At 27.4% G+C, this 15,330-nt stretch carries 12 protein-coding genes; 1 reads left to right on the top strand and 11 read right to left on the bottom strand.

Features of this window, described 5'->3' with window-relative positions; translation table 11 throughout:
• The first annotated feature begins 130 nt into the window (after nt 1-130).
• Complete coding sequence (locus M2214_RS04535) at nt 131-757, top strand: NUDIX hydrolase (RefSeq protein ID WP_248483248.1); 627 nt, start codon at nt 131-133, stop codon at nt 755-757.
• Here M2214_RS04535 and M2214_RS04530 read toward each other — a convergent pair.
• From M2214_RS04530 to M2214_RS04480, 11 genes are all read right to left on the bottom strand, one after another.
• A complete protein-coding gene (locus M2214_RS04530; protein ID WP_248483246.1) occupies nt 735-1,403 on the bottom strand; it encodes a PD-(D/E)XK nuclease family protein in 669 nt (222 codons plus the stop codon). The genes M2214_RS04535 and M2214_RS04530 overlap by 23 nt on opposite strands.
• A gap of 2 nt (nt 1,404-1,405) precedes the next feature.
• Nucleotides 1,406-3,544, bottom strand: coding sequence for an ATP-dependent helicase (locus tag M2214_RS04525; RefSeq protein ID WP_248483244.1), 2,139 nt, complete (start codon nt 3,542-3,544; stop codon nt 1,406-1,408).
• Nucleotides 3,545-3,556: 12 nt separating this feature from the next.
• Complete coding sequence (locus M2214_RS04520) at nt 3,557-5,422, bottom strand: hypothetical protein (RefSeq protein ID WP_248483242.1); 1,866 nt, start codon at nt 5,420-5,422, stop codon at nt 3,557-3,559.
• 290 nt (nt 5,423-5,712) lie between these two features.
• Entirely contained in the window at nt 5,713-7,566 is a 1,854-nt protein-coding gene (locus tag M2214_RS04515) for a sensor histidine kinase (protein ID WP_248483240.1), read from the bottom strand.
• A 182-nt stretch (nt 7,567-7,748) separates the two neighbouring features.
• A complete protein-coding gene (ptsP, locus tag M2214_RS04510; protein ID WP_248483238.1) occupies nt 7,749-9,455 on the bottom strand; it encodes a phosphoenolpyruvate--protein phosphotransferase in 1,707 nt (568 codons plus the stop codon).
• A 30-nt stretch (nt 9,456-9,485) separates the two neighbouring features.
• Nucleotides 9,486-9,749 carry a phosphocarrier protein HPr gene (locus M2214_RS04505; RefSeq protein WP_248483236.1) on the bottom strand — a complete coding sequence of 88 codons (264 nt, stop codon included), beginning with the start codon at nt 9,747-9,749 and terminating at the stop codon, nt 9,486-9,488.
• A 215-nt stretch (nt 9,750-9,964) separates the two neighbouring features.
• On the bottom strand, nt 9,965-10,783 hold the full coding sequence (locus M2214_RS04500) for a PRD domain-containing protein (RefSeq protein WP_248483234.1): 819 nt from the start codon (nt 10,781-10,783) through the stop codon (nt 9,965-9,967).
• Nucleotides 10,784-10,922: 139 nt separating this feature from the next.
• Nucleotides 10,923-12,119 carry a patatin-like phospholipase family protein gene (locus M2214_RS04495; protein ID WP_248483231.1) on the bottom strand — a complete coding sequence of 399 codons (1,197 nt, stop codon included), beginning with the start codon at nt 12,117-12,119 and terminating at the stop codon, nt 10,923-10,925.
• A gap of 30 nt (nt 12,120-12,149) precedes the next feature.
• Complete coding sequence (locus M2214_RS04490; protein WP_248483229.1) at nt 12,150-13,220, bottom strand: HD-GYP domain-containing protein; 1,071 nt, start codon at nt 13,218-13,220, stop codon at nt 12,150-12,152.
• A 135-nt stretch (nt 13,221-13,355) separates the two neighbouring features.
• The gene (locus M2214_RS04485; protein WP_248483227.1) at nt 13,356-14,333 is read right to left on the bottom strand and encodes a YeiH family protein; all 978 of its coding nucleotides are present in this window, start codon (nt 14,331-14,333) and stop codon (nt 13,356-13,358) included.
• Nucleotides 14,334-14,410: 77 nt separating this feature from the next.
• Complete coding sequence (locus M2214_RS04480) at nt 14,411-15,295, bottom strand: LysR family transcriptional regulator (RefSeq protein ID WP_248483224.1); 885 nt, start codon at nt 15,293-15,295, stop codon at nt 14,411-14,413.
• Nucleotides 15,296-15,330 lie beyond the last annotated feature (35 nt).

Below are 15,330 nucleotides of genomic sequence, written 5' to 3'. Positions count from 1 at the left end.
TATATTAAATATATATTATAATTATAATATATATTCATAAATATAAAAGTATTTATTCTGAATATTTTAAATGTAAATTTTTCAAAATTCATACATAGATTATAAAAATAAGTATTTAAAGGAGAATTTTATGATACAAAAAATTACCGATAGCTTTTACAGCTTCAAACCTCAAATAAATGACTATAAAAACTTGGCAAAGGCCTCTGTTTTAGTTCCTTTAATTCAAAAAAATTCGGACCTTTTCCTTTTATTTGAAGTACGATCAAAACATTTAAATACAAGTCCATCAGAAATTTCATTTCCAGGAGGAAAATTCGATACGTCTGATATAACTCTGAAAAAAACAGCTATAAGAGAAACATGCGAAGAACTGGGATTAAGCGAAGATAATATTTCTGTTATAACACCTTTAAACATGCTTGTAACTCCGTTTAATATGATTATACACCCATTTTTAGGTACAATAGACGATTATAACGATATTAATATAAATGAATCTGAAGTAGACCATACATTTTTAGTTCCTTTAGATTTTTTTATTAATACAACTCCTAAGTCTTATAAACATAAGATACAAATACGTCCTTGCGATGACTTTCCTTATGAATTGATACCAAATGGTAAAAACTATAAATTTAAAGAAGGTGTATACGATACATTAATATATGAGTATAAGAACTATGTCATATGGGGTATAACTGCTAGAATAATAAAAGATTTTATAGACACTATTATAGACAATCTACACTTATAAACTGCTGATTGCAAATAGAATTAAATTGACAAAACGAGCAGTGCTTCCCTATTTTTTGATCAAAATTTTTCTCGTTTATTATACTAACTATTTTGTTTTTAATCTCTATCTTATTATATTTGTGTTCAGTATCGCTATAATCTATTTTTATATAATTATCAAACCTTGGATTATAATATATAAGGCTTATATTTTTAGGATTTACATCAAATTTTTCAGCTACATTATGTAAATATATTTTAGTTTGGTATGATTTTTCCATCTTAGATCTATCAAACTTACTTTTATTAGTTTTCCAATCATATATAGTTATTTTTCCTTTTTCTATTTTTATAAGATCTACTTTTGCTAATAGTGATATTTCATCGTCTTTGTATTTTATATTATACTCAGGATACATATCTTTTTCTCTTTTTAAAAACTTTTTCAAATTGTTGAAAAGTATATAATCCTCTCTCCCTTGATTCAATTCTTCATCTATTCCTATATAATACCTCTGTGCTAACAGATGAAACTCACTACCAAAATTTTGGTTATCATTACTCCACTTTATATTATCAATATATATTTTCTTAAATTTAAGCCTACATGTATCGTAGGTATCTACACTAGATTGGCTAAATTGTATATTTTTCAAATCACTCATGATCATTTACTCCCTTCTATAAATTTTTGTATTACATTAAAGTATATAGAATGATTCGATTCTTTTCCATTTGTATATACATATAACCGCTCTTTAGCTCTAGTAAAGGCTACATACACAAGTTTTAAAGTTTCAGATAGTATATCACCCTTCATCTTTCTCGTGATATTTTTAGTTTCTTTATTTTCTATTAAATAATCTATTTCAGATTTGTATAAAGTTTCTATGTTTTTATATTCTTCTTTCAAATAATACAGCTCTCCTATAAACTTATCATTAAATTTACCAGGATAATCAGATATTGTCATATGAGGTATAATTACTATGTCCCATTCAAGACCTTTAGCCTTATGACAAGTAGTTATAGTAACACTTCCTTTTTGTGGTTCATACCCTTGTTCTTCAAATACCATAGATGCAAAATAATTAAATGAATTTTTATTTTTTAAAAGCTCATAAGCCAAATGTTCTAATGTAAAGTTACTGTTTTCAAAAAACATTTTGTTACATATACTCGATATATAATCTAATATTGCAAGTTCTTGCAAGTTGAATTTAAACTCTTCTCCTATTTGAACTAAAAATTTATCTATCTTCTGTATTGAGTATTCAAATAAATTTCTAAGATTATTAAGTAGTTCTTCTAGTTCTGTGCCTATATCCATCTTTTGTATAGATTTCTTTCCCATAGGAAAAAAGATATCTTCTATATCATATTTATCTATTTCACTTTTTTGCATTTCGCTAAGTTCTTCATTATAGACCATATCTATAACTTTAAATAAACTGCCTTTATCTGGATTTGCTATAAAGCTTACTATCTTTCCTATTTTCTCAATTACAAGAGCTGCCTCTCCCCTATATTTATCTATAACTTGATATGGTATATCTTCTTTTTCAAACAAATTAATGTACCTATCTATCTTGTAGTTATATCTAAGAAGCAGTGCTATTGTTTTATCTGGATATTTTTTTACAATATTTTTTATATTACAAACTACATCCTTCATCTCTATATCTTCATTTTGACAAGCTCTTGTATATATACCGATATCATCTATAACAGGATTTTGGAATGGATCATCTTCATCAACAGGCTTTATGTACTGATTAACCAAAACCTCGTCCTTATTTAGCTCCATACCATTTTCATTGCTCCACTTTACTAAGTAATTTGCAAGATTTAATATATTTTTTGTGTTTCTACTAGATACTGGTATGACTATTTTATCTACATCTTCTCTTTCACAAAATCTTCTAAAAAGCCTGTGATCAGAATTTGTAAAAGTTGACATTATAGCTTGATTAGGATCTCCAACTCTAACTAAATTCTTGTTATCTTTAGATAATAATGCTAGTATCTTTTCTTGAGCAGGAGATGAATCCTGAGCCTCATCTTCAAATATATATGTATATCTTTGTTGAAATTTATTTAATATATCTTGTTTATTTTCAAGTAGCTTTAAAGCTCTTATTATTATATCATCATAATCTAGTTTCCCTTTTTTTATAAGATCCTTTTCATACAATATATATATATTAACTATTATCTTTAAAAGATCATCCATCTTAGGATTATTCCTTAATATTTCCTGAGCTTCATTGTACGTTATTCCTTTTGACTTTAAATAACTTATTATATTCTTTGCTACAGATATAAATTTATCATTCCATTTTTTTTCAATCTTTTGTATATACTCTTGAGAGCTATTATTTCTTATATTTAAATATCTAGAATATATATGCTTATAAGTTTTGTAAAATTCAAATGAATGCTTTCTAATTATCTCGTTAGCCTCAATATCATCTATAACTTCAAAATCATCATCAAGACCTGCATCCTTTGGGCTTTCTCTTATTACAGAATTCGCAAGAGAATGAAGAGTCTTACATTCCCATCCCTTATTGCTATCAAGCCCTCTATCTTCTAGTAAGGTCTTTAGCTTTGTTTTAAAATTTGATACAGCACTATTAGTAAATGTAACTATAAGAATTTTGCCATCTCTATTTAAACCTTGTTCTATAAGTTCTGCCGTCTTTGATGTTATAACTGTAGTTTTTCCAGCACCTGGAACAGATGGTACAGCAAGTGTACCCCCTTTATACTGCATTACTTGTATTTGACCTTCTCTCCATTTCATAATAAATCTCCTTTAAGTACCTATCTTACTTATATATTTATTAAGCTCACCCTTTTGTTCATATCCATTAGAGTTAAATTCGCTACTGTATATATATACTTTATCCGAAGCTTTTCTAAGCAAACTATCTACTACACTTTTAGTCTGATTATATCTATATAATTCTTCGTTATCAAAGCTCCATTTTTCACCTTTATTTTCTCTCAAAAAGATAAATGGATTGTAATATTTTTTTATACCTATTTGATGCCATACATCTGAACTTGAATCTGTCCATATCTGTATTTTACTATTTTTAGAGCTTAATAAGTAAGAATACGATGACCAAACCTTTATTCCATTTGATTGAGTATCATCTTTTGTATCAGAAACCCTTATTCCCTTTAAAATCATATCTATAAATAATTTATTTTTATTATCTTTAAATTTTTCATTCTCATTGGCATAGTCTATAAATGATTTTGCTAGATTTATTAAATAATTGCATGTACTTAAATTTTCAGCACTTACATCGAGAGGCAGTAATATATCCAAAAACATTTTTTTCAAGAACCTGTCCATATCAAGTTCGCTGTTTGTGTTTTCGTATATCCAATTTTTTAAAATTTCATATTTATTTATATACTCCTCATTTATATCAATAGATATTAACTCTTCAATTTCTGGAAGTTCATAAGGCTCTTTTTGAGTTATCTTATTAGTTATATGCCTAGACCTTATCATATCTGAACCTAGTACAAAGGATACCATCTTACATATAGAATCTTTATTAGGACTCATTTTCCAAGAACTATTTACTAAAAGTGTTATAGTAACCAAACTATTAATATATGGATTATCAGTAAGAGAACCGCTTCTAGTCATAATACTTACATTCAAACCGTTCTTCTCCATTTCTTTTTTTATTCTATTTTCAAATATTGAATCTACAAATGGGCCTATTATATCTATATCTTCTTCTTTGTATCCATTCTTTAGTAAATTGTTAATCTCTTCAGATATTTTAAGTATCATCTCACTTCTCATGGTACTATTTTTAAATTCTATATTCTCTATATTTATAGCATCAGATATTCCCATATCTATTTTTTCACACTTAGGGAGTATTAGATGTTTGAAAGACTCCTCGTCTGCTCCTAATATCTTAGTTATAGCTCCATCTGAATTATAAGCTATATGAGTTTCCTTTACTATGCTCATAACCTTATTTATAAATTTAAGCTCAAGAAATGACTTTTCCTGGATATCGTCAACAATAAAATAATCTATGTTATTCTTTATATATTCCTCATACAAAGGATCATCTATTATATATTTGTTGAAAAGATATGATGCCAAACTAAAATTCAAGACACCTTCGCTTATATTTTTTTTAACAAATACATTTATTATATCCTTCATAGATAAAATATTTTCTTTCGCAAATACATCTTCTATATCTAAAAAATTAACTAAATACTTATCTACTTCATTAAATTCGATGCAGTTTAGAGATATTTTAGATACATTATTGAGTATATCAGATGATAAAACTGAGTTAGGTATATTTATATCTAAAAACCTTCCACCTTCTCTATATCTGTCCACAAGTTTATTTAGAAGGTATTCACTTATCTCCATATCCAAAAACTTAGGAGTAGTCTTTTTTACTTTTATATTTTTTTGTACCAAAGGCCAAAATAGAACTATATGATTTTTAATTATTTTATAGAATGTACTAGTATCTATATCTCCCCAAATCTTTTTTTGGGACTTAGCGTTTATAAATACAATTATTCTATTTTCATCTACATTATTTTTTATAAATTCTCTATATATACTTATCAACTTAGTCGTCTTCCCAGTATTAGATGACCCAGTGTATACATATTTACTCATCAAAACACCACCACAGTTTTTATTTAAATTCTCACCATATATTATATCATAATGAAAATATACAATTTTTACCACAAGCCTTTATTTGTAAATCTTAAAACTAGTCATAAAAAAGTCACCACTTCATAATAAAATTGTTTTCACCACAAAAACTAATTATTATAAAGGATGACTAATATTAATATTTAACCTCTTGAGAAGATAATTAGAGGTAAGAACCTAACATCTTCTGGATTAGCTCAGCTAAAAATTCAGTTTGAGTAAAAACTCCATCTGAATTAAGTTTCACTTTACTCGTATATATCTGAAAACTCGATCTGCATTTTCTCTATATTAGTTTGTTGCGCAAAATCATCTATTAGTGATTTTTGTTCTTCAGAAACAAGTTTAGCAGGTAATTGAATAATAAACTCCGTTCCTTCCCCACATTTACTTTTTACATTAATTTCTCCGCCATGCATATCAACCAATGATTTGACAATAGATAGGCCAATTCCGCTACCTTCGCTATTTCTATTATATAAAGGATGTACTTGCATGAATTTTTCAAAAATCATTTTTTGTTTTTCTTCTGGAATACCTATCCCTGTATCCTTTACAGAAATTAAAATGTTTTTACCTTTATCATGAATACCAACCTCTATTTCATCTTCTGGTTTCGTAAATTTAACAGCATTAGAAATAAGGTTTAATATAATTCTTTCGATCTTCTCTGAATCAAAAGCCATAATTTTTTCTTCTACATCCGTATCAAATATGATTTTTCTCGATTTGCTTTGTACATATTCAGCCGTTGATAAACTTATACTTTCAACAACTTCCACAATATTTTCGTTTTTTAAGTTTAATTCTATAAATCCTGAATCTATTCTTGTAATATCAATTAAGTTATTAACCAACCTTAACAATCTATAACCATTTTGTTTTATCATATTTATGTATTTGTTTAATTTTTTAGTATCAATATCTTCATTATCATTTGTAGTACATAGTAATAGTTGAGTACTAGAAAAAATTATATTTAATGGCGTTTTTAATTCATGAGATATATTAGAAAAAAATTCGGTCTTTAATTTATTATACTTGGTACTTTCTTCTAGTAATCTTTTATTTTCTTTTATTAAGGTGTTAAAACTATCTGAAAGTACACCTATTTCATCATTACTCTTTATATCCGAACAAACTGTTAAATCTCCTGTACTAGCTATTTCCATATAATTTTTTAATTTATTAATAGGCTTAACTAAATCATTTGTAATGCAATATAATAATATCGAAACTAAAGCCATAACAATAATACCAATTACAAACATATTATTTCTTAATATTAATACACCTGCTGTTACCTCATCATAGTTAGTAGTAACTGCTATACTCCAATCTGTAGATTTTATTGGCATATAGGAACTTATTTTTTTCACACCTTCAAATTCATAATACCCTATTCCATGTTCTTTATTTATCATTTTTGTAATAATTTCTATAACGGTATCATTTCCACTTTTTAAAGCATTATATTTAAGTATCATTTCTTTTTTAGGATGAGCCATTATTAAACCTTCTTTGTTAATCATATAAGCATATCCTGTATCTCCTAATTTTTCAGCATTTACTATATCTGTTATATAGGATAAACTCACCGTTCCTCCTATTAAACCTATAATATTCCCACGATCATCTTTAATTGGTGATGCAATTACAATAATAGGACTATCCGTACTTATGGACATTACTGGCTCTGACACAACCGTCTTTCCAGCCATAGCCTTAATAAAATATTTCCTAAAACTAAGGTCTCCTTCTTTTCCATTCGTACTGACATACATTCCATCTTTGTCAGAAATAAATATAATTTCATATTGACCAAATATATCTTCATTATCAGAAACGAGCTCTTTAAGCCCTTGAATATCCATATTTTTTACCACATCTACAGAGGCAAGTAACTCCATTTCAACCTTCCATTCATGAATTTCATTATCTATAACTGCTACTAACTTTTCAACTTTATTTCGAGCAATTTCTTCCACATGTTTAATAATTATTCCTCTAGCTTCATTATATCCATAATAAGATAACAATAAAAAACCTAGTATAGATACTAACAATACTGGAATCATGATTTTTTGCTTTAAACTTTTCAAATTTTCTCCCCCTTAACCCTATCAAACATTATGTCTTTTTTTATAGAATACTTCTTTTATTGTTAAATATTAGATACATCATTACAAAATAATAATAGAGCTTTTAGGATATTTTGTAAAGTAGAATCTAATTTTTCGCATATAAAAACCTTATGCCGATATCGACATAAGGTTTTCATTGTTTAAGCAAAATTATTTTGCATATATTCTTCTATTTCTTTAGCAGTACTCATAGATACTACCTTTTCAGCTACTTTCTTCATCTCTTCATACTCTAATGAAGTTATAAGCTTTCTAGCTGGAAGTATAGATATTGGACTCATACTGAATTCATCAAGTCCCATTCCAAGAAGTATTGGAATCATCCTCTTGTCTCCTGCAGCTTCTCCACACATTCCTACCCATTTACCTTCTTTATGACCATTGTCTATAACCATCTTAATAAGTCTTAAAACAGCAGGATTGAATTGATTGTATAGATTGTGTATTTTTTCATTCATTCTATCTACTGCAGTAGTGTATTGGATTAAGTCATTAGTTCCTATACTGAAGAAATCAACATGCTTTGCAAGAATGTCTGATATTAATGCTGCTGATGGAACTTCTATCATCATCCCAACCTCTATATTCTTGCTATAATCTATTCCTTCTTTATCTAAATCAGATTTAACAGACTCAAGAATTTCTTTTGCTGAAAGTAATTCTTCAAGACTAGATATCATAGGGAACATAATTCTTAAGTTTCCATGTACACTAGCTCTTAAAAGAGCTCTTAATTGAGTTTTGAATATATCTTGTCTATCAAGACATAATCTTATAGCTCTATATCCTAAGAAAGGATTCATTTCCTTATCCATTTTCAGGTAAGAGAGCTCTTTATCTCCACCTATATCAAGAGTTCTTATAACTATAGGCTTTGGATTCATACTTTCAAGAACAGCTTTATAAGATTCATATTGCTCTCCTTCTGTTGGAAAATCAGATCTATCCATGTATAAAAACTCAGTTCTATAAAGTCCAACGCCTTCTGCATCGTTATTTATAAGACCTTGTACATCATTTGGAGTTCCGATATTACCAGCTAACTCTACATGTCTTGAATCTAGTGTTTTACTTTCTTGTCCTTTCAAAGACTCTAATTCTTTCTTTTCTTTTTCAAACTTTTCTTTTAAAGCTTTATATTCATTTATAGTATTCTCATCTGGATTTATTATAACTTCACCGGTTTCTCCGTTGAATATTATACAGTCTCCATCTTTAACAGTTTCAGTTATATTTTTAAGCCCTACAACCGCTGGTATTTCTAATGTTCTAGCCATTATAGCCGTATGAGATGTTCTTCCACCTATGTCTGTTAAAAAACCTAGAACCTTTTTCTTATTCATAGTTGCAGTATCAGATGGTGTTAAGTCATTAGCAATTAATACAACTTCATTTTCAAGAGCTGATAAATCTACGAATTTTATATTTAATATATGTCTTAAAACTCTATTAGCTACATCCTTTATATCAGCTGCTCTTTCCTTCATATATTCATTATCCATAGATTCAAACATAGAAACAAACATATTCTTTACTTCATTAAATGCATACTCAGCGTTTACTTTTTCATCTTTTATTTTATTTAAAGTAGAATCTACAAGTTCTGGATCTTGAAGAACTAGTAGGTGTGCTTCAAATATCTCAGCTTTTTCTGCTCCTAACTCTGCTAAAGCCTTTTCCTTAACCTTAGTTAATTCTTCTTTTGATTTATCTATTGCATCAGTTAATTTCTTCTGTTCTAACTCTATATTCTCTACGGTTTTCTTTTCTATAACTATTTCATTATGTTCTAATACTAACGCTTTCCCCAAAGCGATACCCGGCGATGCATTTGTCCCTTTAATCATTCTAATCTCTCCTTCATATACAGGTATTGATTATGCTTCTCCGAATCCACCTTCAATAAGCTCAGCAACCGCATTTACAGCTTTATCTTCATCTGAACCGTCTGTTATTACTGTTATTTCACTTCCCTTTGAAGCGCCTAAGCTCATTATTCCCATTATAGATTTTGCGTTTACTTTCTTTCCATTGAAATCTATTTCAACTTTAGATTCAAATTCAGAAGCCTTCTTAACAAGTAATGCTGCTGGTCTAGCGTGTATTCCACTTTCATTCTTTATAGTTACTTTTCTTTCCATTTTAAATTCACCTCATCAATTTATTTTGTGCTTTTTTGTTTTTGGATATTTTTATATAATATAAAAAGACATCAACAAATGCTTATGAATATTTTTAACAAAATCGTACGTCAATATCCTAAAAAACGTACATATTCATAAAACACTTTGGTTAATGCCTGCATGATCAGTAACACACCGATAGTCTCTTTAATTATAAGCTATTAATAGTCTCTTTATAAGCTATTAAGTTTGTATATATGTAGTGCAATATAGCCTACTTCATCCTGAGAAACCTCTTTTTTCAATTCATTTTGAATTATTTTAGAAATATCATATGCTATTTTATATTCAAAGAAAAATTCTTTTTTTATTGTCTCTAAAGAGTTATTTACTACAGTTTTCCCACTGTTTACTCTATCAAGTAAAGCGACCAAATGATATACAAACCTATTGTATATCAAAAAATCTGTTTTTATATCCATTTTTAACTTTTTCTCAACATATTCAACTATCATATTAACTAATTTGGTATTTTTTAACGCTGCAGATTTACTAGCATTACTTCTTCCTCCATGTATATGAAAAGCTATAAAACCTATTTCTGCGTCAGGTATTTCTATATTTAATTTTCCTTTAAGCATCTTTACAGCTTTACTAGCTATATCGTATTCTTTAGGATACATTAATTTTGTCTCTACTAAAAAAGGGTTTACTATTTCGATTCCTTCTCTTAATCTTTTTATAGCAAAGTTAATATGGTCTATAAGCCCAACATGAATATGTGGATTTAAGTCTTCTTTAAGTTCGTTTGATGCCATATCTATTATTTGTTCAACTATTTCTAATACTTCTTTATCTACATTGTATATTAAATTTTTGTCTTCATCAGTAAGTGCTACAAATGTATTTTCTATATTGTCTAATTTTTCTAAGACCATACCCTTTTTTTTAGAAAAACCTATTCCTTTGCCTAAAAGTATATAGTCTTTATCTCCTTCGCTAACGAAAACAGCATTATTACTCAATACCTTTTTAACCAAATATTTACTCATCTGCATCCTCCATGAAAAATATTATCAATTTTTCAATTCTATTTTACAAAATATTATTTTCTTTGTCAATATAATCCCCGGTCTATTTTCTGATTTTTTAAATTTTTGTCGTATTTTGTGATATTTTTTTCCAAAAGCATCATTCGATTCTATCTTGTATATCCATTATAATATCTTTAATAATATTGTTTATTAAATCTTCTTTTTTGACTAGTATTCTATTTAAAATATCTTTACATTCACATTCTTCAAAATTATAATTTCTATTTATATAACAGAATACTTGTTTAAAGTTATATACTTTCAATCTTTCAAATCCTAACTGTTCCATCCTCATTTCATATATGGCTATTACTAAATCCTTATACGAAAATGTTTTCCCAAGGTGCAATAATTCTCCTAGTTTAGGAACTATTTTTTCCAACAATAATCTCAGGGAAGCTTCTCCTTTGATTTTTAGTTTATCTGCTAGTTTAGTTACAGTATTATTATTCATATTTTTCATTAAATTAAAATAAAACTCATCACAAGTTTCATCTACCTTAAAATAATACCTATTCCCATATAATTGACTCAAACGCTTTAAGGCATCGTGATAACCTAGTTTAATATTCCTTTCACTCCTAGTTTTATTAAAATTAAGAGTAGGCCCAAGATGTTCAGATGGATTTATATATAATATTTTCATTCCTTTTGTATTTACTCTTTTTGTTCTTCCTATTCCATAAAGCCTTATAACTACTAATTCATCATATCCTTTGTCCTTCAAGAGACCGATAGGAAGATTATCGTAAAATCCTCCATCTAAATACAACTTTCCATTTATTTTTTCTAGCTTAAATATAGGCAGGCTTGAACTCGCTATTAGATAGTCTACTAGCATGTTTTGAGGTATATCATCAAGGAACAACCTTTGTGGTTTTAATGAATTAATAGATACTGTTACTATTCCAAAATCTTTTTTTGAATTCCTTATTTTATTTTCATCAATATATTCCGTCAACATAGCTCTTAAAGGTGATATGTCCAATCCTTTATTATTTAAAGTATTAGATAATATTTTTATTATCATGTTAAAGTTTTTTATGTTTATATCTATATCCTTTATTTTTTCAAATACTTCATTTTCTATATTTATCACCTTTTGAGGGGTTATATTTGACCATATTTCATGAGCCCTTTCATATTCATCTTGAACAATCAGTGCTCCATTAAGTGCTCCAACAGAAGTCCCTGCGATTCCATCAAAGTCTATACCAATTTCCTTTAATGCCTTATATGCTCCAATTTGATAGGATCCTTTTGATCCTCCTCCTTCTAATATCAAACCTCTCATAATATCACCTATCCACAGTTATATTATATATCATATAAATTCTTTTATATATAATTTAGAATTTTGATTATTACTTAAATCAATTATTTCACCAGTTCCTTCTATTTCTACTAAAGGCCTACATATATTTTGAGATGGTATAAATATTATCGTAGCAGTTCTTCCATCATTTAAAATAATTTTGCTTCCTAAATATTCTCCAGCAATCTTTTTCAGAAATAAATACAGAATTTTAGTATCTAATTTAGACAAAAACTCTTTTTCAAGTATTTTTATAGCTTCAAATGGAGTTTTCCTATCTCTATAGGGTCTTTTAGATGTAAGAGCACTGTACACATCAGCTATTGATATTATTTTAGCATACAACGATATTTCTTCTGCTTTTTTTCCTTTAGGATATCCACTTCCATCTATTCTTTCGTGATGTTCTAATACCGCTCTTTTGATTTTATTGTTTATACCACAATTATTTTTAACCATATTATATCCTAAAATACAGTGTTTTTTTATTTCTTCATATTCTTCTTTTGTTAAAGTTTCTGTTTTTTCAATAATATCCTTTGGTATTTTTATTTTTCCTAAATCAATTAATATAGCAGCAAGGGTAAGTTCTTTTAATTCACATTCACTTAAATCCATCCATTTTCCTATCTGGTAGCTTATCAAAGCAACAGTCATAGAGTGCATATATATATAGTCTTCCATATCTTTTATTTTGTTTATAAGTTTAAATAAATTAAAATTTCCATCGCATGAATTAATTGCATTTTCTATAGTTTTTTCAAAATCATCTTTTTTTATTTTTCCACCTGTTTCTATACAATAAAAATCTTTTTTTAAGCCATTAAGTAGATTATTTATATTTTTTCTAAAATCATAAACTTCAAAATATTCTTTTGTATAAATATCATCCATATCTTCTTCAATAATAACCTTTATGTTATATATATTATGACTTAAAAGCATATTTTTTATTTTTGGTATATCATTAAATTCAAATCCTTCTGATAATAAACATATACCATTTTTATTTATAATATCCTGTGCAAGAATCATCCCTATTTTTAATTTGTCTATACTTATAACAAGTTCCCTTTTCATATTTTTTGCACCCCCGGTTTTTTACTTTTATGCTATATTTAACCATAATATAATCTTATTATACTATAAAAAACGGTTTGAACTTTGAATTCAAACCGTTTTTTATGATAAATTTAAGATTTTATGAATTTTATTTTACACAATAGCTGTAGATACAAAATACATAGTTATAGATATTATTAAAAACAACAAACTTCCCATGATAAGAGCCTTAATCCCCTTATCTTTTATACTCTTAATATCTACATTAAGGCCCATACCAACCATTGCCATTAGTATAAATATAGAACTTAATTTGGCCAATATTTTTATCGACTCTAAAGATAGTATATTCAAAGAGCTTATTATTCCAGCTAATACGAAGTACAGTATATACATTGGAAACTTCACTTTACTTTCTTTATTTTCTTTATTAAATAAATAGCTAAGAACTAGTGAAACAGGAACTAACATCACCACTCTTCCCATTTTTACTAATGTACCTATTTCTCCGGATTGATCTCCCCTTGCAAATGCTGCTGCAATAGCATGTGCTACTCCTTGAAGAGAAATTCCAGACCAAATACCATATTCTAAATTACTCATGCTCGAAGTTATTGCTATAGTAGAGTATGCAAGTACACCTATAGCACCTAAAAAGTTTATTATAGATACAGCTACAATTGAATCATCTTCTTCTGCATTTATACAACTACTCATTGCAACAACTGCTGAAGCCCCACAAATACCAGACCCTACTCCAAGCAAAACAGCTACCTTATTATTTATATTGAATACTTTCCCAAATAAGTACGATAATATTAAAACAAATGGAACGTATAATACAATCATTATTACAACTTTAGGACCCAACTCTATAAGTGCTCTAAAATTAAGCTTAAATCCAAGTAATACTATACCCCACTTTAGTAATGTTTTAAGCGAGAAGGTAATTCCAGGCTTCAATACATCTGTAGTCTTAAAAGTATTATTATATATAATTCCGATTATAATACCTATTGTCAATGCCTCTAAGTTTACTATGTGTTTTATGCTATCGTTTATAAACATAGATATTGTTGATATTAAAAACACAAATAACAATCCTGGTAATATTTTTTTTATTTTATTCAATTTCATCACTCCCTAGCTAGATTATAGCAAAGAATGTATATAATTAAAAATTATGATTTATTATGCATACATAAATTTTATTTATGGTTGTAGCAGTACTTTATAAAGCTATTTATAAAATCTAAAAACGAGCTACTTTTATATATAAAATTGAATTCTCTTTCTATCTTAATATTCTTTATAGGCACTATTTTTATAAGTTCTAAATTCACCTCTCTTTTTATAGCCTCTTTTGAAATTATAGTATATCCAAGGTTTGATTCAACAAGAGATTTTATAGCGTTTATGCTTCGTATTTCCATATACACATTCACATTTTCAATATCATATCCAACATCAGATATCTTTCTCTCGAATATATCTCTTGTTCCAGATCCTTTTTCTCTTAGTATTAGATTCCCTTTTATTACTTCTTCTAATTCAACTTCTCTTTTATGTGCGAATTCATGTTTAGGAGATACAGCTAATACAAGTTCGTCATCCTTTAGTTTTATATATTTAAATTTATTTTTATCAAAGTATCCCTCTATCAAAGCAATTTCTATTTCTCCACCCATTAATTTTTCAATTATTACTTTGGTATTATCAACACTCAGTATGATATCTATATTTGGATAATCATTTTTGTAATCACCAAGTATATAAGGCATTACGTATTCTCCTGTTGTCATAGTAGCACCGACATTGTGTATTTTCTTTGAAGATGAGTTGTTTTTTATTTCTAATTTTAAAGCTCTATTTAAAGCTTTTATTTTTTGAGCATAATTATATAATATATCTCCCTCTTTAGTTAGATATATTGTTTTATTAGCTTTTTTAATAAGTTCTGCGTTATAGTAATTCTCTAAATATTTAATTTGTTGAGATACTGCTGGTTGCGTTAAATTCAGTATTTGAGCTGCCTTTGTATAGTTTTTAGTTTTTACAACAGTTATAAATGTATCCAGTCTTGTATCTATCATAAAAATTCCTCCATTTATATAATATAAATTTATTA

The sequence above is a fragment of the Tepidibacter aestuarii genome (assembly GCF_934924865.1).
In the GTDB taxonomy this organism is placed as follows: Bacteria; Bacillota; Clostridia; order Peptostreptococcales; family Peptostreptococcaceae; genus Tepidibacter_A; species Tepidibacter_A aestuarii.
This window is presented reverse-complemented; position numbering and strand designations above follow the sequence as displayed.